The sequence below is a fragment of the Streptomyces sp. NPDC028368 genome (genome assembly GCF_055565615.1).
In genome coordinates, this window is the sequence record NZ_JBVHTY010000001.1 from 506,765 (window position 1) to 530,604 (window position 23,840).

Consider the following 23,840-nt stretch of genomic DNA (forward strand, 5'->3'; position numbering starts at 1 on the left):
AGACGGATATGACGTCGACCCCCCGCACCGAGAACCACTCGAGGAAGCACCCGCGGCTCATCGGCCCCCGCTGGGCCCTGCCCGCCGCGGGCGCGGCGCTCGCGCTCGCCGGCGGGGTGGTGCTGTGGTCGCCCGCCGGCCGCGCGGACGCCGCGCCGGACCGTGCGGCCGGCGCGCGGGCCGGTGGATTCACGGCCGTCGCGGCAGGCGATATCGCCGAGCGGTGCACCGCCGACGACAGCGGCTGTGAGCACCCCAAGACCGCGGCGCTGGTGAAGAAGATCAACCCGGCGTTTGTGATGACCATGGGCGACAACCAGTACGACGACGCCCGGCTGAAGGACTTCAAGAGCTACTACGACACGAGCTGGGGCGCCTTCAAGGACACCACACACCCGGTCGCCGGCAACCATGAGACCTACGACCCGGACGGCGAACTCGCGGGCTACAAGGCCTACTTCGGCGCCATCGCCTACCCCAAGGGCAAGAGCTACTACAGCTTCGACCACGACAACTGGCACTTCATCGCGCTGGACTCCAACAACCTGGACACCGCGCAGACCAACTGGCTCAAGGCCGACCTGGCCGCCAACGCCAAGAAGTGCGTGGCCGCTTACTGGCACCATCCGCTCTTCTCCTCCGGCGAGCACGGCAACGACCCGGTCAGCCGCCCGGTCTGGAAGCTGCTCTACGACGCCAAGGCCGAGCTGGTCCTCAATGGCCACGATCATCACTACGAGCGCTTCGCGCCGCAGGACCCCAACGGCAAGGCCGACAAGAACGGGATCGTCGAACTCCTCGGCGGGATGGGCGGGGCCAACCCGTACAAGATCGAGGAGGTGCAGCCGAACAGCGAGAAGCGGCTGACCGACACCTTCGGCGTGGTGAAGCTGAACTTCACCGACAGCGGGTTCTCCTGGGACCTGGTGGGCACGGACGGCAGCACGAAGGACAGCAGCCCGGCCTACTCATGCCACTGAGTCCCACGACCAACGGGTCCCGCAGGGCGAACGGGACCGGCAGGGCGAACGGGACCAACGGGAGCAACAGGCGGCCTGATTGATGTATCTCGCGACCACCGACGCGGCCGCGACGGCGACAAAGGTGACGCGGGGCCGCGTCGGGGGGCCGGTTCTGGCCCTCGGCGCGGTCAGCCTGGTCACGGACATCTCCTCCGAGATGGTCACCGCCGTACTGCCGCTCTACTTCGTTCTCCAACTGGGCCTCTCCCCGCTCCAGTTCGGGTTTCTCGACGGCCTCTACAACGGTGTCACAGCGCTGGTGCGGCTGCTGGGCGGGCATGCCGCGGACCGCGGCGGGCGGCACAAACTCGTCGCCGGCGCGGGCTACGCCCTCTCCGCGCTGTCCCGCCTCGGGCTGCTGCTGGCGGGCGGCGGCACGGCCGGCATCGGCGCGTCGCTCGCCGCGGACCGTATCGGCAAGGGGGTACGGACGGCGCCGCGCGATGCGCTGATCTCGCTCAGCGCCCCGCCGGACGCGCTCGGCCGCGCCTTCGGCGTGCACCGCGCGATGGACACCACCGGCGCCCTGCTGGGCCCGCTGGCCGCGTTCGCGCTGCTGTGGGCCACGGCGGACGCGTATGACGCGGTCTTCGTCGTCAGCTTCTGTGCCGGACTGCTGGGTGTGCTGCTGCTGGTCGCCTTCGTACCGGGGCGGGCCACGCTGCCCGCTCCCCCGCAGCCACCGGCCGACGAGCCGCGCCCGCGCGCCGGCGCAGGCGCAGGGCTCCTGGCGCCGCTCCGCGACCCCGCCTTCCGCCGGATCTTCGCGGCCGCTGCGCTGCTCGGCGCGGCCACCATCGGCGACTCGTTCCTCTATCTGCTTCTCCAGCGCCGGCTGGACTTCGCCGTCAGCTGGTTCCCGCTTCTGCCACTGGGCGCCGCCGCGGTCTACTTGCTGCTCGCGGTGCCTGCCGGGCGGCTGGGGGACCGTATCGGGCGCCGGGTTCCCTTCCTGTGCGGGCATGCGGCACTGCTCGGCGGCTATGTGCTGCTGGCATCGACGGACTCGGGCTCGGTGCTGCTGGTGGGTGTGCTGCTGTTGCTGGGGGTGTTCTACGCGGCGACGGACGGCGTCCTGATGGCGCTCGCCGGGCCCGTTCTGACGGCCGCGCGGCGGGCGAGCGGGATGGCGCTGCTGCAGACGGGGCAAGCGCTATGCCGTCTGCTGGCGGCCGCCGGATTCGGGGCCGCCTGGACGCTGTGGGGCACCGGGCCCGCGCTGATCGCTGCCGTCGCCGCACTGGCCGTGGCCCTCTCGGCGGCGACCGCGCTGCTTCCCGGCCGTAACCGCCCCGGCCGCCGTAACCGCCCTCACCGCCCGGAACACCGCCCGGAACAGCCTCCGGAACATCAGGAAAGGCGGCCGTCCCACCCGTGAACCCACCGAAGGAACCGGCGCCCGAACCGGCCGCAACGCCGCCGCCCGCGCCCTCCCCACCGCCCTCCCCCTCGCCCTCACCATCGGCGCCGCCATCGCTGTCGACGTCGCAGCGGAAAGGCGACCCCGTTCCGGCACACACCTCCCCGCTCGCCCCGTTCACCCCGTTCGCCTCACTCGCCTCGCTCTCCTCGCTCTCCTTCCGCGCCCGGATCGTCGCCGTGGCGACCGCCGCCGCGATCCTGGCCACCGTCGCCGTCGTCTACACCGTGAGCGCCGCCCGGCGCGCCGAACCGGCCGATGCCACCTCCGCCTTCGGCCTCGACCACGGCCGGCTGTACTTCCGCAGCACGGGCGCCGGGTCCGGCCGGGTGGCCCGCCTGTCCGCTCAGCCGGATGCCGTCCCACGGACACCGGCCCACGCTGCCCGGCCCGCCGACCACCGCACCACCGGCGGCCCCGCCTGCGAGCGTTTCTCCGCGGCCGCGGGCACCGCCCTGTGCCTGCAGCGCCGCCCCGGCATCCCGCCCCGGTCGTACGCCGTCGTGCTGGACCGGCGGCTGCGCGAGAAGCGGCGGATCGCGCTCACCGGAATCCCCAGCCGGGCCCGGGTCTCGGCGTCCGGCCGGATGCTGTCGTGGACGATGTTCGCCACCGGGGACTCGTACGCCGCCAGCACGTTCTCCACCCGCACCTCCCTCCTGGACACCCGCACCGGCTACCTCATCAAGAACATGGAGGAAATCCCGCTCACCCTCGACGGCCGCCGCTACCACTCCCCCGACGTCAACTACTGGGGCGTCACCTTCGCCCGCGACGACAACCGCTTCTATGCGACGGTCTCGACGAAGGGGAAGACTTACCTGGTCGAGGGCAATATGCGGAAGTGGGCCGCGCATACCCTTCGCGAGAACGTCGAATGTCCCTCGCTCTCCCCCGACAACACCCGGCTCGCCTTCAAGAAGCGAGTGCGCGAGGGAACCACCGGCCCCTGGCGGCTGTACGTCCTGGACCTGCGCACCCTGCACGAGCATCCAGTCGCCGAAACCCGCAGCGTGGACGACCAGGCCGCCTGGCTGGACGACGGCACCCTCGCCTACGCCCTCCCGGGCCGCGACGGCCGGCCCTTCGACATCTGGACCGTCCCAGCAGACGGCGGCGGCACCCCGTCTCTCCGCGTTCCGAACGCCTCGTCTCCGACGCTGATCCGCTAGGCAGTGTCTTGGGCAGCGCCTTTGGGTAGCTCGTTGCCGATCACGTGGCGAGCCCCGGGACACCGCCCCGGCCCACCACGTTTGATGCGTATCCGGCTCGTACCACTTCAACCCGTGGGTGGAGACGGCCATCAACCCGCCGCTCAACCCAGGGGCTGACGATTGGCGGACACGGTCGAAGCAGTCTTGGAGCCGTGAACATCATCGATTACCTCATCAACGGAATCCTCGTCCTGCTCGTCGTGCGCCAGGTTCGTGGCAGTCGCCTGGACCTGATCAACCTGGTGCTCCCTGTCGTACTGGTCAGCGCCACCGCTGCGTACTACCTGCGGTCGGTGCCTACGGACGGCAATGATCTGGGCCTTGAACTGGTGCTGGCCGGCTCGGGAGCGGCTCTCGGAGTGCTCTGCGGGATCACCACGCACCTTCGACACAAGGCCGACGGCGTCTACGCGAAGGCGGGCTTCACCGCCGCAGCTCTGTGGGTCTTCGGCATGGCGTTCCGGATGGGCTTCGCCTTCGCTCACGACCACGGCGCCGCTGACACCATCACCAACTTCAGCCGTACCCATCAGATCACTTCGGCCCAGGCGTGGGTGGCTGCGTTCGTCATGATGGCGCTGGCCCAGGCGGTGACCCGGCTGGTGGTGATCCGTTACCGCGCCTACCGGTTGACCTCCTCCGCGGCCAACGCCCGCCCGGCAACGGCGTGAACACCGTAGGGCAGCAGCCGGGCCCGGTTTCTCCGGGGCCGGCTGCTCCTATGCTGTCCGTCATGAGCTCAACGCCGCCCGGCGGTTGTCAGGGGGACAGTCCGAGGGTGGCGGAGGCCCGGTCGCGTGCGGCCGAGCGTGCCGCGCGTCAGGCTGCGCGGATGCACCTGGCGCTGTGGGTGGTCATGGTCTTGACCGCCGCCTCGGTCCTGCGGAGTCGGCCGTATCCGGGGGTGGTCGGCGAGCACCTCGTCATCAGCTTGGCGTTGGCCGGGTGTTTGCTGTCGCTGGCCCTCGCGGCCCTGGCCCGCGACAGGGGGAAGGCGGAGGCGGCCATCGCCGCGTTGCCGCTGGTCCTGGGCGCCAGCGGCAATGTGCTGGCGTTTCTCCAGCCGTCCTCGATGATGGTGGTCCCCGTCTCCACCGCCGTGGCGATGCTCTTCGCGCGCCTGCGGCCGCGGCCGGCAGTCGTGCTGGCGGCACCACTGACGGTGGCGATCGCGGTCATCACCGCGTACGTCAGCCCCTCTCGCAACGCGCTTCAGAGCGCGGTGGCCAGCGCGTTGCTGTGCGGGGTGCTCGGCGCCGCCTACGTCTTCGCCCGCCAGGCCCGGCTGCGACACGACCACACCGAACTGCTGCTCGCCGAGTTGGAGGACTCGCGTGAGGCGTGGGCACGTGCCGTCGCGGTAGCTGAACGCACCCGAATCGCCCGGGAACTGCACGACATCCTGGCGCAATCGCTGTCCGCGCTTTCCGTTCAGCTGGAGGGCGCCCGCAAGCTCGCCGAACGTGACCAAGTCGACCCAGCCCTGCACCAGTTGATCGTACGCAGCGGCGAACTGACACGGGAGGGCCTCTCCGACGCGCGGCGGGCCGTCGCCGCCCTGCGCGGCGACGACGTGCCCATGGTCGACCAACTCACCACGCTGGTCGGCCGGTGCCGCCGCGACCTCGCGCTGCCGATAACGCTGTCGGTGATCGGGCAGCCCCGGACGCTGGCGCCGGAGGCGCATCTCGCGCTGTACCGGGGAGCCCAGGAGGCGCTCACCAACGCCGCCCGATACGCCGCCGGCTCGCCCACTGCCGTGGTGCTGTGCTACACGCCCCAGGCCACCACACTGACCGTCTCGGACCAGGGCCGACCTGCCGGTGCGGGCGACGACGACGCCGGAACCAGCGTTCCCGCACCGCCCGTCGAAGCGTGGACGGGTGGTGGAAACGGACTGCGGGGCATGCGCGAGCGCATCGAGCGGGTCGGCGGCCGCAGCCATACCGGACCCGCCGGGCAGGGCTGGACCGTGGAGATGGAGATACCGGCATGAGCGATTCCGTGGCCCCTATCAAGGTGCTGGTCGCCGATGACCAGCGGGTGACCCGCGAGGGCCTGATGCTGTTGATCGGCCTGAACGCGGGCATGGAGGTCGTGGAGGGTGCGGCCGACGGCGCGGAGGCGGTGGCGCTGGCCCTCGAGCACGACCCGCATGTCGTGCTGATGGACCTGGCGATGCCAGGAACGGACGGCCTCGCCGCAACCCGGACGCTGCGTGCGGAAGCCCCGGGGATAGCTGTGCTGGTGCTGACGACGTACGCGGACGACGCGTCGGTCTTCCCCGCGCTGCAGGCGGGGGCGAAGGGATATCTCACCAAGGACGCAGGCGCGGACGAGATCGAACGGGCGATCCGGGCCGTGCACAGCGGCCGGGTCTGGCTGGATACGGTGGTGCAGGAACGTCTGGTCAAGGCCGTCACCTCCGGCCTGCCGCCACAGTCCGAGGCGGTTCCGGACGGCGACGCGTCGACATCCCCGATCACCGCACCCGAACCGGCTCAGCCGAGGTGGGACATCCCCGCTCCCCTGCCAGAGCAATTGACCGCCCGTGAGGCGGAGGTCCTGGCACTGATCGCGCAGGGGCTGTCCAACGCCGAAATCGGCGAACGCCTCTACCTCGGCCGCGCCACGGTCAAGACACACGTCAACCGCATCTTCGCGAAGACCGGCGTACGTGATCGCGCGCAGGCCGTCCGCTACGCCTATCGCACCGGACTGGCGGACTGAGCGCTGCCCGGGTGAGCCTGGTCGCGGCGGTCGCGTTGAACTTCCCCCGGACCGGGAACAACTGGCCATCACCGCTGGGTGGCCGAGAGGACGGTCTCGTGGCCGGCCGGCTGCCGCCGCCTGAGACCGGCGAAGTCCTCGACCACTACGAGCGCGTGGTCACGGCGGAGGGGGAGCTGGGCTGGGAGATCGTGTGAGGACCCGCGGCTTCCGCCCCGGGGCGACGCGGGCGGACCATACGGCGCACAATCGAAGGGTGAACGGCACGAAGGACACGGACGACGGATACGGCGAGCCCGATGAGCCCGGCGCGCCCGGTGAGCCCGGTGAGCCCAGCGCGGGCGGCACCGCCGGCACGGGCAGCGCGGGCGGCACCGGCAGCGCGGGCGGTATAGGTGGTGATCCGGCCTGCCTGCTGCACATGGTGTGCGACGCCTGCGGGCGGATCCGCGAGCACTTGGACAGCGACGTCTGCGAGCACTGCGGCGCCGCGACGGAAACCGCCCCCGAACCGCCCCCGGCCGCCCCGTCACCCCGCCCCGCCACCGCTCCTTCCACCTCCCCCTCTCCTTCCGCCTCCCGCTCCCCCGCCCGGGACCGCGATGACCAGGGCCGGGCCCGTAACGCCCGCCCCCGGGACGGGCTCGGACGCCCGCTGCCGTACGGCTCCCCCGGCGTGGCACGGCAGCCCGAAGGAGTGCCCCGTACGCCCGCGCAGGCGCTGGCCGAGGCGCAGCGGCTGCTCGACGAAGGGATGCCGTTCCATGCGCACGAGGTCCTGGAGGACGCCTGGAAGGCCGCGCCGGAGGAGGAACGCGGGCTGTGGCGCGGGCTGGCCCAGCTCGCCGTCGGCCTCACGCATGCGGCGCGCGGCAATGTCTCCGGCGCCGCGGCCCTGCTCGACCGGGGTGTGGTAGCCATCGCGCCGTACGCGGCAACCGCCCCGTACGGCATCGACATCACCGGACTGTCGGGCTGGGCACAGGAGTTGACGGCACGGCTGCCCGGTGTGACCAGCCCGGTGTCCGCGGCCGGGACGGCGCCCCGGCTGCGCAGCGCCGGATAGCGGCCGCCCGCCGTGACCCCGACGTTGCGCACCGAACGGCTGGTGTTGGAGCCGTACGTCCGCGCCGACGAAGAGGACTTCGTCGCGCTGTTCATGGACGCGCGGGTGTCCCGGTGGATGGGCGACGGCCCCTGGAGCGAGGCCGAGTACCGCACCGTGTTCGGCCGTATCTTCACTCATGTGTACGCCAGAGCCCGCTTCGACGTGTGGGCCGTGCGCCGGCGAGAGCGGCTGGTGGGGCACGCCGAGATCAAGCCCGCCAAGGTGGTCGACGGCCACGAAATCGTCTACGGGCTCGCCGTCGACGCATGGGGCCAAGGCCTGGGCACCGAACTGGCCGAGGCTCTCGTCGGGTACGGCCTCGGCCCGTTGGGTCTGTCAGAGGTGTACGCGACGGTGGCCGAGCGGAATACGGCTTCGCTGACCACGCTGGGCAAGGTCGGCTTTCGCCGCACCCGTGAGACCGCCGAGGACGACTCGGCGGACAACGGCGGTACGACCCACCTGCTCAGGTGCCACCACGGCACACGGCGGATCCGCGCGGTCGATCATGCGAATCCGCCGTGACCGGGGCTAGCGCCTGTCGTTTGGATCAGGCCCTAGCGCTCCTCCTCCGGCGGCCCGGCACGCCGCCGGCCGTGCCGGCGCCAGGCGAAGGCGCCGACCAGCACCAGCAGCACGGCACCGACGCCGCCTCCCCACCACCCGGTGACGGAGTTCCCGGACGAGACGTGTCCGGTCTTCGGCCTGAAGTTGTCGGTGGTCAGCGACCGTATATCGACATGGTGCCGGGTATCGGCGTGGCGCTGGGTATCGGCATGGTGCTCGGGGACGGCGCGTACCGTGCGCAGGGTGTCGATCGGGCGGGCCTTGCCGGCGCTGTCGAAGCCCCAGTCCAGCAGGGCACCGGCCTCCTTGTAGACGGCGTTGTTCTCTCCGGACTGCGGGTTCATGACGGTGACCAGGAGCGTGCGGCCGTCCCGGCGGGCGGCGGCGACAAGGGTGTTGCCGGCGTTGGTGGTGTAGCCGTTCTTGACTCCGATGATGCCGGGGTAGCGGGTCATCCCGTGTGAGCCGGAGAGCATCCGGTTGGTGTTCTCGATCTGGGTGGCGCCATCGCTGGTGGGGAACCGGGCATGGGCGGTGGCGCAGTAGCGTGCGAAGTCCGCGTTGGCGAGTCCGGCGCGGCCGAAGACGGTCAGGTCGTACGCCGAGGAGACCTGGCCGGGGGTGTCGTAGCCGTCCGGGGACTTCACGGTGGTGTCGCGGGCGCCCAGTTTGCCGGCGGTCTTCTGCATCTCCTGCGCGGTGGCGTCCCAGCCGCCGTTCATCGACGCCAGGACGTGTACGGCGTCGTTGCCGGAGCGGAGGAAGACCCCGCGCCACAGGTCGGCGACCCGGTACCGCCCGCCCTCCTCGATGCCGACGAGGCTGCTGCCGTTCCCGACACCTTCGAGGTCGTTGGCGTCGACCTCGCGGACGGTGTCGGCCGAGAACTTGGGCAGCACGGTGACCGCGAACAGGGTCTTGAGGGTGCTGGCCGGGGGGAGTCTGCGGTGTGGCGCCTTGGCGGCGAGGACTTCGCCGGTGTCGGCGTCGGACACCATCCACGAGCGGGCGGACAGCCCGTCCGGAAGCTCAGGCACACCGGGCGCCGCGGCGACCTGCACGCCCGCGCCGGACGAGGCGGGCTGACGGCTCCCCGGCCCCGCGGCTCTGGGGTGGGCCGCGGCCGATATGGAGGACAGGGAGAGTCCGGCGACAGCGAGTGCCGCCACCGCAGCGGCTCTTTTGGAATGCAGCGCGTCGGTTGCCATGCCCGTCACGCTAAGAACGGCCTTGGCGGCCCGCAGCGTGGATGCGCCAGACGGACCAAACAGGCCGCCGCCCGCCCGGCGTGTCACCTCATGGGACACCGCGCCACGGGACTTCGGAGGACGGGCCACCGGACGACAGACCCACCGGATCGCATCTGCAAACAACGACCCGCCCGGTGCGACGGGGGATGCACACCGGGCGGGTCTCAAGACCTTTCTACCGCATCGGGGAGCGGTTACGCCTCAAAAGCTTGTTCGTTTCTCGATTCCCAGGTCACGGGGAGCGAAATCAGGCCACGCGCGCGCAGCGAGCGCCGACGTCGCAGTTCGCCCTGTGGGACGCCCAGTCGCAGGCCGGGGAACCGGCTGATGAGCGCACCGAGCGCGATCTCGGTCTCCATACGGGCCAGCGGAGCACCGAGGCAGTAGTGGATTCCATGCCCCAGTGCGAGGTGCCCGGAGAGGTCCCGCCCGTGGTCGAAAGTGTCCGGATCGGGGAAGCGGGCGGGGTCGCGGTTCGCGGAAGCGATGGAGAGCAGCACGGTCTCCCCGGCCGGGATCCGTACGCCGCCGATCTCCAGGTCCTCCTTGGGAAAGCGGCGGATGGCCAGTGGAGCGGGACCGTCATGACGGAGGAACTCCTCGACGGCGGCCGGGAGTTCGGCCGGATTACGGCGCAACTGGTCGAACTGAACGGGGCGTTCGAGCAGGCCGAGCGTGGCGTTGCCGATGAGGTGGACGGCATTCTCGTAACCGCCGAAGAGGATCAGGAAGGCGAGCGAGGTCAGCTCGTCCTCGCTGAGCCGGTCGCCTTCCGTGCCGCCGGCGTCGTCGCGCGCCGCGATCAGGTCCGAGAGCAGATCGTCGCCGGGTTCCGCGCGCTTGGTGGCGATCAGGCCGGTGTAGAACTCCAGCATCGCCCCGATCGCCTGCTTCATCAGCTGCGGCTTGGTCGGATCGGGGGTGATCAGGGCGTCCGTCCAGGCCCGGAAGTCGCGCCGGTCGCGCTGCGGTACGCCGAGCAGATCGCAGATCACGATGATGGGCAGCTGCCCCGCATAGTCGGCGATCAGGTCCGCCCGGCCGCCGCGCTCCTCCATCGCGTCCAGCAGCTCCTCGGCGACCTGCCGCACGGGCTCCCGCAATGCGTCGACCCGCCCCGGGGTGAAGGCCTTCACCACCAGGCGGCGCACCCTGGTGTGGTCCGGCGGGTCCATGTTCAGCAGATTGGCGTCCAGCGCGGGCGGCAGCACGAAACCGCGGTAACCGCCGGGCGCGGCATGGCGCTTGTCGAGGGACAGCCGCGGATCGGCGAGCCCGCTGCGGACGTCGTCGTAACGTGTGACCAGCCAGGCGGGCTGCCCGTCGGGCCCGGTGATCCGGTGCACCGGACCCGCCTCGCGCAGCGCGGCACAGGCGGCGTAGGGATCGTCGAGGAGGGGCGTCACGTCGATGGGGGCGTCGGGGCCGGTCTCGGCGGTGTTCTGCATGGAGCACGACTCTAGACGGCCGGCTCACGTCATGTCGGGGGCGGAACGCGGACCGCAACGGCGGGGCGGCACCGGCGCCTGAAGCCCGGTGCCGCCCCGCTCGCGTGGGTGGCCCGGACCCCCGTACCGGGCCACCCCGTCTGTGTGCTCGCGCAGCTCCTAGCCGCGCAGTACGGAGCTGCGCTGCCGCAGCTCGGTGAGCACGGTGTCTATCAGCGGCGAGTGATAGACATCCGCGACCAGCGCCAAGTGCTCGTATTCCGAGGTGAGTTCGGCTCCTTCCGCGCCCGTGGCCGTACCCGTGGCGACCACCACGCTGTCGGCGCCGTGAGCGGGCACATGGCCCACCGCGCGGTTCTCCAGCCCGCGGCGGAGCGCGGCCGCCTCCGCGACGGCGGCCAGCTGGCGGTCGTCGAGCGAGACGGCGCGGGCCCGTTCGCGGGCGATGTCGACGGCGTCGTACTCGACATGGCGGCGGATTCCGCGCTGTACGTCCCGGATCTCCGCCATCTGCCGGTTGGCGCGCCATTCGAGGTCGGCGAACGGCCAGCGGACCACCCAGGCCGCCCGTTCCATGGTGACCTCGGGGGTCCCCGCGGTGACGGTCCGCCAGAGCGGGGAGAGACGGCGCAGCCGGCGCCAGGCGGCTGCGCGGGGGCCGGCGGCCGGCAGCGCGAAGCCGGTGAGTACGAGGATCGCCGCGACCGACGCGCTGAGCGGGGCCACGCCGTTGGAGAGCCAGAGCGCCGGGTGGCCCGCCCAGGACAGGACGAAGCCGATGACCTTGCAGGCGCAGTAGACCAGGCCCAGCCAGCAGCCCGCGGCCAGCACCCGTAGACCGCGCGCGAGCCAGGAGACGCCCAGCCGGGCGGCATAGCGCGGGCAGAGCGTTCCCAGGCCCGCGAGGCTCGATCCGAAGATGGCCAAATACAGCACCAGGAAGAGCATCACGCCGGGCGAGCCGGTATAGGCGGTGCTGAAGTCGCGGGGGTGCTCGACGGAATCGGGGCGGCCGACCGCGAAGCCGGCGATGGCCACCGCCCATAGCGCGGCCACTCCCCCGACGGCGGCGCGCGCCTTGGTCCGCGCGCGGGCGCGCCCGGCCTCCCCCTCGCCTGCCGTCCAGCGCAGCAGCAGCACCAGCGCGCCCGCGGCGAAGAGGACGACGGAGGAGTAGAGGAAGACCATGGCGAGGTTGGCGACGCCGACCAGCCGGTCGAACCAGCGGTAGAGGCTGGGCGCGGAGAACAGGAAGACCGTCGCCACGCCGCCCGTCATCACACAGGCGAGCCCCAGGTCGGCGTTGCCCCGGTCGCGGAACCAGGCCGCGGTTTTGTAGCCGACGATGGCCCAGGCGATCGCCGCGAAGGCGAGATAGATGACGTCAAACACGCTGCGGTCCCCCGTCTCCGGCCGCGTCCACGTCTGCGGCCGCGTCTCCGTCCCCGGCCGCGTCCGCGGCTGCGGCTGCGGCCGCAGCCCCCTCTTGGGCCGCAGCCGCGGCCTGCTGCCGCCGGATGTGCTGCAGCGCCGGCCCGAGCGCCGCCGCCAGTTCGGCCGCCTGCCCCTCCAGGGGCAGTTCGCGCTCGCCGGCCGACGGCGCGACCCGCTCCATCAGCAGCGTGCCCAGCACCTCGGTCTCCCGCTCGGCGAGGTTGTCGTAGGCGTGATGCCGGGCGAGGCCCGCGGTCAGGCCCATCCGGCGCATGGCGGTGGCCACATCGACGGACGGGGTCCACACCCGCAGCGCGTCCTCCGTAATGGCCGGATCCTGCGCATGCCCCAGCAGCAGATGGCTCAGCTCATGCAACACGATGTGTGCCTGGTGCCAGGGAGACGTCCTGAGCTCGAAGAAGATCCAGTAGCCGTCGTCCGTTGACGCCGTCATGCCCGAGACCACACCGCCGAGGCTCATCGGCACCATATGCACCGGCCGTGCCACACGCGTGGCGACGATGTCGCACATCCCCCGCAGATCCATGGAGGCGGGCAGCGCCAGCTCCTTGATCAGTTGCTTGCACCGCCTGCGTATCCGCCCGACTCGCATGTTCGTCCCGTCCTCGTGTCCGGCCCGCCGCCAGAAGGCAAAGATCTGGTCGCACTCAGCGGTCCGTAACGGATCACTCCGCACGCCGCTCACCACCCTGATCCGGCGGATCGGCCGGCAGATTCATCTGCTGCCGGAACTGGGAGATGATCGTCGTCAGGCTCTCCTGTACCTCCGGCGGCAGCCCGACGGAGCGCAGCGCGATGGCCCGCACCCGCTGATCGCGCATGGCCGCCAGGAAGCGGACCTCCTCCTCCACCCGCGCGGCCTGCGGCTGCGAGAGGTCGCCCAGCAGATATCCGACCGGCACGGCAAAGAACTTGGCCAGCGCGCGCAGCAGCTCCGGGCTCGGGTTGGTGCGCCTGCCGTTGCGCAGCATCGACAGATACTGCTCGGTGACCTTGACCCCGCCGTACTCCGCCGCCTCGCCGCTGATCTCGTCGGCCACATAGGCGTTGGTATACGGCGCCCCGGCCGGGTGCATGTTCGCGAAGAGATGGTTGAGCCGTTCCGCGAGCGTGCTGCTCGCCCCCTTGGACCGGCCTTCGCCCCCCACTGTCATGCCTTCGCCCCGCCCTTCGGACTCCTATGGGTCCCGCACGACGGCCCGGTGGGCCGAGCCCAACGAACAGTTAAGGACGCCGGAACCTCTCCTCTCATCCTTTCATGGGAGGAACACGCCGCACCAGTCCACTTACGGACAGTGAAGTTCACTGGACTTAACCAGCAGTTGAGTTCACCCTGCGCATCCGCGACGGGGGCGCCCACCCTCGCCGGCAACGGCCCGCCGCCGGGCGGCCGATGGCCTGGACTCCGCGCTCCGACCGTCCCATTCGCACCTCCCCGTCGAACCTCAACCTCGTTGGCACCGAGGCTGGTCGGGGGGTCTGACAATGCTCCGCGAAGGATCCACGAGGCCGGCACGGCGGGCACATCTGACGCCTCGCCAGGGAACGGGACGGAGGCCGGGGAGTGCGCCCCGGACACGGCCCCGAAGCGACAGCTCGAACGCGGCGGGCCCCAGCACGACCAAGGGCCGGTTTCCACTTCCGTGGAAACCGGCCCTGATCTGCGACGTTATACGTCGGGACGACAGGATTTGAACCTGCGACCCCTTGACCCCCAGTCAAGTGCGCTACCAAGCTGCGCCACGTCCCGTTTGCCCGTTCCGGCCGGGAGATGCCCCGGACTGACCGCGCACAAGAACAATACCCCATGTCAGAGGGTGGGCGTCGCCATATTCCGGCGCGGCGGACCGGCCGGCCGGGCGGCGCAGATGAGTACCCGTACTCATGCGCCTGTGTCACGGCGCCGCCACGCTACGCGCATGACTACTCCATCGATTCAGCGGCCGACGACCACGGCATTCTTCGTGCAGGCCGCGATCTCGTTCGGGCTGTCACTGGTGGCACTGGTGATCGGGATCATCAAACTGCCGGTCGGACCCTGGGAGCGCGGGTTTCTCGCACTCGGGCTGGTCTTCGTGGTGTCGTCGGCGTTCACACTGGCCAAGTGCGTGCGCGATCGCCAGGAGGTGGAGGAGGTGACGAACCGGGTGGACAAGGCCCGGATCGACAAGATCCTCATGGAACAGGACGTCTTCACCTCGGGTCAGGGCTGACTCCGACGCAGGCCTGATTCCGGCGGTCGGGGCGGGCCGGGGATCGCGGGGAACGGAATCCGCGACCCCCGGGCTTGACCTCAAGAACACTTGAGGTTGCAGGCTCGTCGTATGACGACCGCAACCGGCACCGCGCCCGGATTCGACCAACTACCGTCCCTGATGAGCCTGATGACGGGCGACGAGAAGCACGGTCCCGCCGCCACCTCCACCCTCGATGCCCTCTGGGTGCTCTACGACCGGGTGCTGCGGGTCTCCCCCGCCACCGCCGCGGACCCCGACCGGGACCGCTTTCTGCTCTCCAAGGGCCACGGCCCGATGGCCTACTACGCGGTGCTGGCCGCCAAGGGCTTCTTCCCCACCGACTGGCTGACCGGATTCGGCTCGTACGACTCGCCGCTCGGACACCACCCCGACCGTGCGCTCGTACCCGGCGCGGAAATCGGCAGCGGCTCACTCGGGCACGGGCTGCCGCTCGGTGTCGGCACCGCCCTCGGGCTGCGGGCACAGGGCCGGACCGAACCCGCCGTCTGGGTGCTGATCGGCGACGCCGAACTGGACGAGGGCAGCAACCACGAGGCACTGGCCTACGCGGGCGCCACCGGGCTGGACCGGCTGCACGCCCTCGTCATCGACAATTCCTCCGCCTCGCACGGCCGGCCCGGCGGCATCGCCGCCCGCTTCGGGGCCGCCGGCTGGTCCGTGGCCACTGTTGACGGCCGCGATCACGAGGCGCTGTACGAGGCCTTCAGCGCGCCGCACCCGGGCCGGCCGCATGCGGTGGTCGCCCGCGTCGAGCCCAAGACCGCCTGACCGGCCCCGCGCCCTTCTCCGCCGCCATCCCTTTCCCCGTCTCCCCCGCTGCCGCCTCGCCCCTCTTCTCCCCCTCAACTCTCCGAAAGGCTTTCCCTGATGGACACCATGCGTGAGCGCTTCGCCTCGGTCACCTCGCGGCTGCTCGACGAGGATCCGCGGCTCGCGGTCGTCCTCGCCGAGATCGGCAAGGACGGCTTCGCCGATGCGGCACAGCGGCATCCTGAGCGGGTGCTGAATGTGGGCATCAGGGAGCAGCTGCTGATCGGTGTGGGCGGCGGGCTGGCGCTCACCGGTCTCCGGCCGGTTCTGCACACGTTCGCCGGCTTCCTGGTGGAGCGCCCCTTCGAGCAGGTGAAGCTGGACTTCGGCCACCAGGGCGTGGGCGGGGTGCTGGTGAGCGCCGGCGGCTCGTACGACTGGCCCAGTGGCGGCTTCACGCACATGGCACCCGGTGATGTCGGACTGCTCGACACCCTGGACGGCTGGACCGTCCACGTACCCGGCCACCCGGACGAGGCGGAGACGCTGCTGCGGCACGCTGCGGCCGCCGGCGACGACAAGGTGTACGTACGACTGTCCGTGCAGGTCAACGAGGCGCCGCGGCCGGTGGACGGAGCCCGCTTCCAGACTTTGCGGGAGGGGCGCGGCGGGGTCGTGGTGGCGGTCGGGCCGATGCTGGACTCCGTTCTCGCCGCGACCGAGGGGCTGGAGGTGACCGTGCTGTACGCGACCACCGTGCGGCCCTTCGACGCACCGGCGCTGCGGGCCGCGACCGGGGCGGCCGACGCCGCGAAGGTGGCGATCGTGGAGCCGTATCTCGCGGGCACCTCGACGCGCTTCGCGAACGAGGCCCTGGAGGACCTGCCCCACCGGGTACTGGGGCTGGGCGTCGGGCGCCGGGAACTGCGCCGCTACGGCCGGATCGACGAGCACCTGGCGGGTCACGGGCTCGACCCGCGCAGCCTGCGGGAGCGGATCGCGGGGTTCCTGGAGAAGTAGGGCGAGGCGCCGGGGTGCCGCGAGCCGTGGGCCGGCCGCCGCGTCAGATGTGCTTGTCCAGCCAGGCCAGCAGATCGCCCTGGACCTCGTCCCGGTGGGTCTCGTTGAGGATTTCGTGGCGGGCGCTCGCGTACGCCTTCCAGGTGAGATCGCGGGTGCCCAGGTAGCGGAAGTCCTCCAGCAGTTCATGGACCAGCGTCATGTGCTGGTTGCAGGGGTCCTGGTCGCCGACGGCGATGTGGACGGGGAGGCCGCGGGGGATACGGGCGAGGTTGGCGGGGTCGTTGATCTTGCGGATGGCCTGCACCCAGTCGAGGGCGAGTCCCGCGCAGAAGGGGAAGCCGCAGTCGTCGTCGGATACGTAGCGGTCGACCTCGTCGGCGTCGCGGGAGAGCCATTCATAGCCGGTGCGGTGGGGGAAGGCGTCGTTGAAGGAGCTGAAGTTGCGCGGGATGAAGGGCGAGAGGTGGGCGCGGCCGTGGGCGGCGATCTCCTGGTCCAGCTCGCCGATCGCGCCGTCGATGTCGAGGCCGGGCAGGGTGCGGAAGGTGCCGGAGAGGATCAGTCCGGCGAGGTCGGCGCCGTACTCCTGGGCATAGTCGCGGGCCAGCATGGAGCCCATGCTGTGGCCGAGCAGGACCAGAGGGACGCCGGGGTGGGTGCCGGCCGCATGGTTGCCGATGCCCTTGAGATCGCTGACGATCGCCCGCCAGGCGTCCTCGTCGACCACGCCGCGGCCCCCGGTGGAGGGGGCGGTGGCGCCGTGGCCGCGATGGTCGGAGGCGATGACGGCGTAGCCGTGGCCGGTCAGGAAGCGGGCGAAGCGGTCGTAGCGCCTGCCGTGTTCCGCGGCACCGTGGGCGATCTGGACCAGGGCGCGGGGCCGGCCGGACTCCGGGAGCCAGGTGTATGTGGCGATGCGGGCGCCATCGGGGGCCTGGTGGAAGTCCTGCTGCATGGCATCGTCTCCTGACTACGGGGAGTGTCGCGCCCACTCTCTCCCCCCTGGCAGCGGTCCGCCAAGGGGCGCGCGGGCGCCGTTGGCCCCGTTCCGGCACGGCGTGACACGATCAGGCGGGCCGGCTCTGACACCGTGCGGCAACTCCCTTTTACAGGAGGATCGTTGGACACCACGGACCGTTTCGAGGACCTGCCCCCCGAAGGCCTTTCTCCCGAACCGCTGCCACTGTCCCGGCGCAGGTTCCTGCAGGGCACCGCGTCGGCGGCCGCCGTGGCGGGGCTGGCCGGGGTCGCCGCCCCCGCCGCGTCGGCACAGGATGCACGGGGCTCCGGCGCGGCCCTCTCCTTCACGGCCGCCACCAACGGCGCCGCCTCCCTCTCCCCGTCCGGCGACCGGCTGATCGCCGAGGTCCAGAACGTCCTGTGGTCGCTGCCGCGGGCGGGCGGCGGCGCGGTCGCCCTGACCCCGCCCGACCTGGAACCCACCCGTCCGGTGCATGCGCCCGACGGCAAGCGGATCGCGGTCTGCGCCTATCGGGGCGGCGGTTTCCACCTGTGGATGCTGCGCACCGACGGCACCGGCCTGACGCAGCTGACCGACGGCCCGTGGGACGACCGTGGCCCCGCCTGGTCGCCCGACGGGACCCGGATCGCATTCGCCTCGGAGCGCGGCGGGGATGCGGTGGCGGGCGGCCCGTACCGGATCTGGGTGCTGGAGGTGGAGACGAAGCGGCTGACGAGGGTGACCGGGCTGCCCGGCCAGGACGGGCCCCATCAGGATGGCGTCTGGGAGGACTTCGATCCCTGCTGGTCCGCGGACGGCTCCCGGATCACCTTCGTACGGGGCCGGGTCACGGGTGCCGTACTGGCCTCCCGCACGGTGGCTTCGGTGCCCGCTGACGGCGGCGGGGCGGTGCGCACCGAGCACACCGAGACGGCCACCGCGCAGGTGATGGTGCCCGCGCTGTCGCCCACCGGGCGGCTGGCGTATCTGCGGACCACCGACTATCCGGGGCCCACCTGCACCCTGGTGGTGGACGGGGCGCGGGTCGAGGTCGAGGGGGATGTGGAGCCGGTTCCGCCGCGCTGGGTCTCGGGGGACGCGCTGCTGCTGACGGTCGGCGGGCAGTTCCGGATCGTCCCCGTGGATGCGCCGCAGCGGGCCGAGACCATCCCCTTCCGGGCCGAACTGCCGCTGGACCGTAAGGAATACCGCGTCAAGGACTACGGGTTCGAGCGGGCGGGGGCGGTTCCGGTACGCGGGGTGCATCTGCCCGCACTGTCGCCCGATGGCCGCACGGTCGCCTTCGCCGCTCTCAACTCGCTGTGGACCGCGCCCACTTCGGGCACAGGAGCGCCGCGGCGGATCTTCCGGGCCGCGGCGACCCGCTATGTCCTGGCGCCGAGCTGGTCGCGCGACGGCCGTTCGCTGGTGTACGCGGACGACCGGGACGGGCTGTTCGCCGTGCGGCGTCGCGAGCTCGCCTCCGGCAAGGAAACGGTGCTGGCCAGTGGGGGCCGGGTGCAGCCGGCGCTGTCGCCGGACGGGGGGCGCCTGGCGGCGCTGGACATGTCGGGGAATCTCGTGGTGCGGACCCTGGCGGACGGCACGGAGAAGGTGCTGGCCGCGCCGATGGGCGGCGGCGGGCTGCCCGGCCGCCCCAGCTGGTCGCCGGACGGCCGGTATCTGGCGTACTGCGACCGCAATCGTCTCAACCACCGCTTCCGCGAGGGCTACAACGTCATCCGGGTCCTCGACACCGAGACCGGGAAGGACCGGCTGTACGCGCTCGCCGAGCATGTCTCGATCGCCGACCGGTACGACTCCGGGCCGGTCTGGTCCCCTGACGGCCGGTGGATGGCGGTGATCGCCGAGTCGGCGCTGTGGGTGCTGCCGGTACGGCCGGACGGCAGGCCGGACGGTGCGCCGCGGCAGCTGACCGAGGAGAGCGCCGACCATCCGTCGTGGTCCGGGGACTCCGGCACGCTCCTTTATCTCTCGGCGGGCAAGCTGCGGCTGGTCGGGGTGTCCGGCGGCGCGGCGCGGACCGTGCCGCTGTCCCTCGAACACCGCGGGGCGCGGGCCCGGGACACCGTCGTCCACGCGGGCAGGTTCTGGGACGGCACCGGGGAGGAGGTACGTGAGGACGTCGATGTGGTCGTACGGGACGGGCGGATCACGGCGGTGGAACCGCACCGGCCGTCCCGCGCCGGTGCGGCCCGCCGGGTGGACGCCTCCCGCCAGACGGTGCTGCCGGGCCTGTGGGACGCCCATACCCACCCGTGGCAGACGACGTACGGCGGGCGGCAGACGGCGCTGCAGCTGGCGTACGGGATCACCACCGCGGTGTCCTGCGGGGGCTTCTCGTACGAGCAGGCCCGCATCCGGGAGGCCATCGCGGCCGGTGTGCTGGCCGGGCCACGGCTGCTGACCTGCGGGGAGCTGCTGGACGGCGGCCGGGTCGCGTACAGCATGGGGCGGGCGCACCGCACCCGGGCCGGGCTGCGGCGTTCGCTGGAGCGGGGTGCGGCTCTGGACTGGGACTTCGTCAAGACGTATGTACGGGCGCCGGGCTGGGTGATGGCGGAGGCCGCGCGCTTTGCGCACCAGCGGCTCGGGGTCCGCGCGGGCAGCCATCTGCTGACCCCCGGCATACAGGTGGGACAGGATCTGACGACCCATCTGCAGGCCACTCAGCGGCTGGAGTTCGGTCATGCCGTCTCGAGTTCGGCGCATTCCTATCAGGACGTCGAGGAAATCTACACCGGCACCGGCTTCCATCTCGTGGCGACCCCGTTCTCGGCGGGTGCGCTGCTCGGTGAGGATCCTTCGCTGGCGGACGACGACCGGGTGGGCACCTTGATGCCTCCCTGGGACACGGCGTTCGTACGGGAGAACGCCGGGCACCGGCCGACGCCCGTGCAGCTGGCGGACATCGGGACCGAAGTCGCCATCTACCAGCGGGTGCTGAAGGGCGGCGGGGTGGTGGCGCTGGGGACCGATCAGCCGTTGTCGCCGGTCGGACTGTCCCTGCATCTGTGCCTGCGGGCGCTGCACCGGGGCGGGCTGAGCGTGACCCAGACCCTGCGGACCGCGACCGCGCTGCCCGCCAAGGTGTTCGGTGCGGAGCGGGACCTGGGGACGCTGGAGGTCGGCAAGCTCGGCGACATGACGCTGGTGGACGGCGATCCGTTCGCCGACTTCGCGTCGCTGGTGCGGATCTCCGCGGTGCTGCGGGGCGGGCGGCTCTTCGAGCGGCGGGAGCTGGTCGACTCCTTCCCGGCGCCCGCCGCGCACACCGACCGGGCGGCGCGGACGGCCGTCGACTGGCTGGAGGTGGGCCGGCAGCAGCGTCGCGAGTCCTGCTGCGACGCCGGGCACTGACGAGCCGGGGAGGCGTGGGGTGGCGCGGTTTCGGGGAGGCCCGGAGCCGCGCCACGGCCGTTCTCCGGAGGGGGGCTCGTGAGGGGGTGTGCGCAACTGCTTCGTGCTTCAACTCCTCATTCAATCGCCCCCGGTTGATGTTTCATGCGACCCGCAGTAGGTATGCCAACGGGTATTGCACGCGGTAAGCGAGGGATCACATTCCGGAACGACGAAAACCGACGGCATCACCGGTGCCGTCCCGAGGCGGGGTGCGATCAGCGAGGGAACGATCGCGGAGGAGGGCTCGTCTTGTATCGCTATTTCACCGACCAGCGACATGAAGCACTCCGGCAGCGGGTGCGCGACTTCGCCGAGTGCGAGGTCCGCCCCCGGATTGCCGAGATGGAGGCGAGCCGTTCCGTTTGCCACGACCTCTCGCGCCGGATCGCCCGTCAGGGATGGATCGGCGCGACCGTCCAGCGCGCCTACGGCGGGATGGGCGCCGGGCATGTCGCCAAAACCGTCATCATCGAGGAAATCTCGCGGGTGAGCGCCGCGATGGGCGCCATGGTGCAGGCGTCCCAGCTGGGCGTGGCGAAGATCGTCCACTTCGGCAGCGAGGAGCAGAAGAAGACCTGGCTCCCGGCCATCGCGTCGGGCGACTGTCTGCCGACCATAGCCGTGACCGAGCCGCAGTCCGGCGGCCATGTGCTGGGCATGGCGAGCACCGCGGTCCGGGACGGCGACGACTATCTCCTCAACGGCCGCAAGATCTATGTCGGCAACAGCCATGTCGGCGATCTGCACGGCGTGGTCGTCCGCACCGGCGAGGGCTCCAAGGGCCTGTCGGCGTTCCTCGTCGAGTCCGGCAGCCCCGGTTTCCGGGTCGGGGAGCAGCAGCCCGCGATGGGGCTGCACGGCTTCAGCTTCGGCGAGCTGTTCTTCGACAACTGCCGGGTCCCGGCGGCGAATCTGCTGGGCCGGGAGGGCGACGGACTGTCCGTGGCGTACTCCTCCAGCGTGCTGTACGGGCGGCCGAATCTGACCGCCGTATCGCTGGGCATCCACCAAGCGGTGCTGGACGAGACGACGCGGTTCTGTGCCGAGCGGCAGCGCTACGGCAAACCGCTCGCCGACCTGAGCAACATCAAGCTCAAGCTCGGGCGGATCCAGTCCCGGCTGCTGCTGGCCCGGTTGTCCGCATATCACGCGGTGCATCTGCTGGACCAGGGGCTGCCGTGCGATGCGGAGCTGATGAACGCCAAGCTGGTCAATGTGGAGTCGGCTCTGGAGTCGGCGCGCGATGCGATGGACATCCATGCCGGGTGCGGGCTGTTCACCGACCGTCCGGTGGAGCGGTTCCTGCGGGACGCGCACCACATCTTCGCGCCGGCCGGCACCTCCGACATCCAGCTGCTGCGGCTGGGCGAGCTGGCCATGGGCGAGATGAAGGGTGAGTGGTCGAGCCGGCTCGCGGAGCTGCTGCGGCTGGAGCCGGCCGAGCGGGCGGAGGAAGACGCACCGGCCAGGGTGCCGGGCCAGCGCACCGGGCCGGGGCAGGGGTACCCCTGGTGCGCGTCGCTGAAGTGAGGCAACGGCACGGGGCCGCGGCATCGGCCGGTACAGCCGAGCGCCGCGGCCCCGTCGCGCGGGCGCCCCTCAGGACGCGTCGGACTGCTGCTGCCGCTGCTCCATGTCATGGATCTGCGCCACGAGTTCCGCGGCCAGGGACTTGATGGTCGCCAGCCCCTCCCGCCCCCAGGGGCGCGGTTCGAGGTCCACCACGCAGACGGTGCCCAGCGTCATGCCCGTACGGTCGATCAGCGGGGCGCCCATGTAGGAGCGGATGCCGATCTCGTCGACGACGGGGTTGCCCGCGAACCGGGGATAGTCGCAGACGTCCTCCAGCACCAGGGCCTTGCGGCGGACCACGACATGCGGGCAGTAGCCGTGGTCGCGGGCCATCACCCGGCCCGGCCGGCCGCTGGGCGGCGCCGGTCCCAGCTCGACGGCCCTGTCGAGGTCGGGGGCGTAGAGCCCGGCGAAGTACTGCCGCCGCTCGTCGATGAAGTTGACCATGGCGTACGGCGTCCTGGTCGTACTGGCCAGTTTGCGGGCGAAGTCGTCGAACGCGGGCAGCGGGGAGCTGCCGATGCCCAGCTCGCGCAGCCGGGCGACGCGCGCCGGGGCCTCGTTGTCCTCGGGGGTGAGGAGCAGGCGGCGCGTCGGGTCGTAAGTGACGTACGGGGCACGAGGGACGGGATGCTTCATGGCAGCTCCGGAGTGGCGGCTAGGGCAGGGCTGAGCAGATGCTCGACGAGCGACACCAGGATGGTGGTGGCCGAACTGCACTGACGGGCGTCGCAGAGCACGACCGGGGTCTGTGCGGAGAGGTCTATGGCGGCGCGGACCTCGTCCGGTTCGTAGTGGTAGGAGCCGTCGAACTCGTTGACGGCGACGATGAATTGGATGCCGCGTCGCTCGAAGAAGTCGACGGCGGCGAAGCACTGGTCCAGGCGCCGGGTGTCGGCGAGGATCACCGCGCCGAGCGCGCCGTTGGACAGTTCGTCCCACATGAACCAGAAGCGCTGCTGGCCCGGCGTGCCGAAGAGGTAGAGGACATGCTCGGAGCTCAGCGTGATCCGGCCGAAGTCCATGGCGACGGTCGTGGTGTTCTTGTCCTCGATGCCCTCGAGATCGTCGGTGCCGATGCCGATCTGGGTGAGGAGTTCCTCCGTACTGAGCGGTTCGATCTCGCTCACCGCTCCGACGAAGGTCGTCTTGCCGACCCCGAAGCCGCCGGCGACCAGGATTTTGAGCGCGGTCGGGAAGAGGTCGGGCGAGGGGTCCCCCGGGGTTCGGGGGTCACAGTCGTTTGCGAAGTCCATTCAGCACCGCCTCCAGCAGGGCTCGGTCGGTACGGGACGCGGGGTCCGCCGAAACGGCCGCGGGGGCCCGCGCGGTGAGCGCCCCCCAGTCGACGAGGTCGGCGAGGAGCACCTTGGTGACCACGGCGGGCAGTCGTATGTGAGCGGCGATCTCGGCGACCGAGACCGGTCCGCCGCACATCCGCAACACCTGGGCGTAGTCCGGTGCTTGACAGGCCGCGGGCCGCCGTCCGGTGGCCATCACCATGGTCAGCAGGTCGAAGTGCGCGGTGGGGCGGGTCCGGCCGTTGCTGATGGTGTACGGCCGGACGAGCCGGCCCGCCGCGTCGTCGTACCACGCCGGGTCCTGGCCGCCTCGCCGCGGTCGGCGGCGCAGCGGCATG

The 23,840-nt window shown here is 71.4% G+C and carries 23 protein-coding genes and 1 tRNA gene; 14 read left to right on the forward strand and 10 right to left on the reverse strand.

What is annotated here, in order from left to right:
• Positions 1-8 precede the first annotated feature (8 nt).
• From ACZ4S3_RS02230 to ACZ4S3_RS02270, 9 genes are all read left to right on the forward strand, one after another.
• The gene (locus tag ACZ4S3_RS02230) at positions 9-980 is read left to right on the forward strand and encodes a metallophosphoesterase family protein (RefSeq protein ID WP_467924670.1); all 972 of its coding nucleotides are present in this window, start codon (positions 9-11) and stop codon (positions 978-980) included.
• Between the two features lie 82 nt (positions 981-1,062).
• On the forward strand, positions 1,063-2,400 hold the full coding sequence (locus ACZ4S3_RS02235; RefSeq protein WP_467924672.1) for an MFS transporter: 1,338 nt from the start codon (positions 1,063-1,065) through the stop codon (positions 2,398-2,400).
• 212 nt (positions 2,401-2,612) lie between these two features.
• Entirely contained in the window at positions 2,613-3,614 is a 1,002-nt protein-coding gene (locus ACZ4S3_RS02240) for a TolB family protein (protein WP_467925215.1), read from the forward strand.
• A gap of 194 nt (positions 3,615-3,808) precedes the next feature.
• On the forward strand, positions 3,809-4,327 hold the full coding sequence (locus tag ACZ4S3_RS02245) for a hypothetical protein (protein ID WP_467924674.1): 519 nt from the start codon (positions 3,809-3,811) through the stop codon (positions 4,325-4,327).
• 161 nt (positions 4,328-4,488) lie between these two features.
• Entirely contained in the window at positions 4,489-5,652 is a 1,164-nt protein-coding gene (locus ACZ4S3_RS02250) for a sensor histidine kinase (protein ID WP_467924676.1), read from the forward strand.
• On the forward strand, positions 5,649-6,386 hold the full coding sequence (locus tag ACZ4S3_RS02255) for a response regulator (RefSeq protein WP_467924678.1): 738 nt from the start codon (positions 5,649-5,651) through the stop codon (positions 6,384-6,386). The genes ACZ4S3_RS02250 and ACZ4S3_RS02255 overlap by 4 nt, the downstream gene beginning before the upstream one ends.
• Positions 6,387-6,397: 11 nt before the next feature.
• Positions 6,398-6,583, forward strand: a complete 186-nt coding sequence (locus ACZ4S3_RS02260; protein WP_467924680.1) for a hypothetical protein — start codon at positions 6,398-6,400, stop codon at positions 6,581-6,583.
• Between the two features lie 59 nt (positions 6,584-6,642).
• Positions 6,643-7,452 (forward strand): DUF309 domain-containing protein, encoded by an 810-nt coding sequence (locus ACZ4S3_RS02265; RefSeq protein WP_467924682.1) that lies wholly within the window; start codon positions 6,643-6,645, stop codon positions 7,450-7,452.
• A gap of 12 nt (positions 7,453-7,464) precedes the next feature.
• Positions 7,465-8,019: a GNAT family N-acetyltransferase gene (locus ACZ4S3_RS02270; RefSeq protein ID WP_467924684.1), complete on the forward strand. Its 555-nt coding sequence runs from the start codon at positions 7,465-7,467 to the stop codon at positions 8,017-8,019.
• A gap of 32 nt (positions 8,020-8,051) precedes the next feature.
• Here the strand turns inward: ACZ4S3_RS02270 and ACZ4S3_RS02275 are convergent, their stop codons facing one another.
• From ACZ4S3_RS02275 to ACZ4S3_RS02300, 6 genes are all read right to left on the reverse strand, one after another.
• Positions 8,052-9,269 (reverse strand): D-alanyl-D-alanine carboxypeptidase family protein, encoded by a 1,218-nt coding sequence (locus ACZ4S3_RS02275; protein ID WP_467924686.1) that lies wholly within the window; start codon positions 9,267-9,269, stop codon positions 8,052-8,054.
• Positions 9,270-9,505: 236 nt separating this feature from the next.
• A complete protein-coding gene (locus ACZ4S3_RS02280) occupies positions 9,506-10,759 on the reverse strand; it encodes a cytochrome P450 family protein (protein WP_467924688.1) in 1,254 nt (417 codons plus the stop codon).
• A gap of 159 nt (positions 10,760-10,918) precedes the next feature.
• Positions 10,919-12,151, reverse strand: a complete 1,233-nt coding sequence (locus ACZ4S3_RS02285; protein ID WP_467924690.1) for an MAB_1171c family putative transporter — start codon at positions 12,149-12,151, stop codon at positions 10,919-10,921.
• Complete coding sequence (locus tag ACZ4S3_RS02290; RefSeq protein WP_467924692.1) at positions 12,144-12,806, reverse strand: hypothetical protein; 663 nt, start codon at positions 12,804-12,806, stop codon at positions 12,144-12,146. Before ACZ4S3_RS02290 ends, ACZ4S3_RS02285 begins: the two co-directional genes overlap by 8 nt.
• A 73-nt stretch (positions 12,807-12,879) precedes the next feature.
• On the reverse strand, positions 12,880-13,368 hold the full coding sequence (locus tag ACZ4S3_RS02295; RefSeq protein ID WP_467924694.1) for a helix-turn-helix domain-containing protein: 489 nt from the start codon (positions 13,366-13,368) through the stop codon (positions 12,880-12,882).
• Positions 13,369-13,890: 522 nt separating this feature from the next.
• A tRNA-Pro gene (locus ACZ4S3_RS02300) sits at positions 13,891-13,964 on the reverse strand.
• Between the two features lie 169 nt (positions 13,965-14,133).
• Between ACZ4S3_RS02300 and ACZ4S3_RS02305 the strand changes: the two genes are divergently transcribed.
• From ACZ4S3_RS02305 to ACZ4S3_RS02315, 3 genes are all read left to right on the forward strand, one after another.
• A complete protein-coding gene (locus ACZ4S3_RS02305; RefSeq protein WP_467924696.1) occupies positions 14,134-14,427 on the forward strand; it encodes a YiaA/YiaB family inner membrane protein in 294 nt (97 codons plus the stop codon).
• Between the two features lie 111 nt (positions 14,428-14,538).
• Positions 14,539-15,240 carry a transketolase gene (locus ACZ4S3_RS02310; protein WP_467924698.1) on the forward strand — a complete coding sequence of 234 codons (702 nt, stop codon included), beginning with the start codon at positions 14,539-14,541 and terminating at the stop codon, positions 15,238-15,240.
• A gap of 99 nt (positions 15,241-15,339) precedes the next feature.
• On the forward strand, positions 15,340-16,242 hold the full coding sequence (locus ACZ4S3_RS02315) for a transketolase family protein (RefSeq protein WP_467924700.1): 903 nt from the start codon (positions 15,340-15,342) through the stop codon (positions 16,240-16,242).
• A 43-nt stretch (positions 16,243-16,285) separates the two neighbouring features.
• On the opposite strand, the gene ACZ4S3_RS02320 is transcribed toward ACZ4S3_RS02315, so the two are convergent.
• Complete coding sequence (locus ACZ4S3_RS02320) at positions 16,286-17,200, reverse strand: alpha/beta fold hydrolase (protein WP_467924702.1); 915 nt, start codon at positions 17,198-17,200, stop codon at positions 16,286-16,288.
• Between the two features lie 165 nt (positions 17,201-17,365).
• Between ACZ4S3_RS02320 and ACZ4S3_RS02325 the strand changes: the two genes are divergently transcribed.
• Together ACZ4S3_RS02325 and ACZ4S3_RS02330 are read left to right on the forward strand one after the other, a co-directional pair.
• Positions 17,366-20,587 (forward strand): amidohydrolase family protein, encoded by a 3,222-nt coding sequence (locus tag ACZ4S3_RS02325; protein ID WP_467924704.1) that lies wholly within the window; start codon positions 17,366-17,368, stop codon positions 20,585-20,587.
• Between the two features lie 291 nt (positions 20,588-20,878).
• The gene (locus ACZ4S3_RS02330; protein ID WP_467924706.1) at positions 20,879-22,159 is read left to right on the forward strand and encodes an acyl-CoA dehydrogenase family protein; all 1,281 of its coding nucleotides are present in this window, start codon (positions 20,879-20,881) and stop codon (positions 22,157-22,159) included.
• Positions 22,160-22,228: 69 nt separating this feature from the next.
• On the opposite strand, the gene ACZ4S3_RS02335 is transcribed toward ACZ4S3_RS02330, so the two are convergent.
• The 3 genes from ACZ4S3_RS02335 to ACZ4S3_RS02345 are packed head-to-tail and all read right to left on the reverse strand — an operon-like array spanning position 22,229 to position 23,839.
• Positions 22,229-22,840, reverse strand: coding sequence for a GAF domain-containing protein (locus ACZ4S3_RS02335; protein WP_467924708.1), 612 nt, complete (start codon positions 22,838-22,840; stop codon positions 22,229-22,231).
• Positions 22,837-23,457, reverse strand: coding sequence for a GTP-binding protein (locus tag ACZ4S3_RS02340; RefSeq protein ID WP_467924710.1), 621 nt, complete (start codon positions 23,455-23,457; stop codon positions 22,837-22,839). Before ACZ4S3_RS02340 ends, ACZ4S3_RS02335 begins: the two co-directional genes overlap by 4 nt.
• On the reverse strand, positions 23,435-23,839 hold the full coding sequence (locus ACZ4S3_RS02345) for a DUF742 domain-containing protein (RefSeq protein ID WP_467924712.1): 405 nt from the start codon (positions 23,837-23,839) through the stop codon (positions 23,435-23,437). Before ACZ4S3_RS02345 ends, ACZ4S3_RS02340 begins: the two co-directional genes overlap by 23 nt.
• Between the last annotated feature and the right edge of the window lies 1 nt (position 23,840).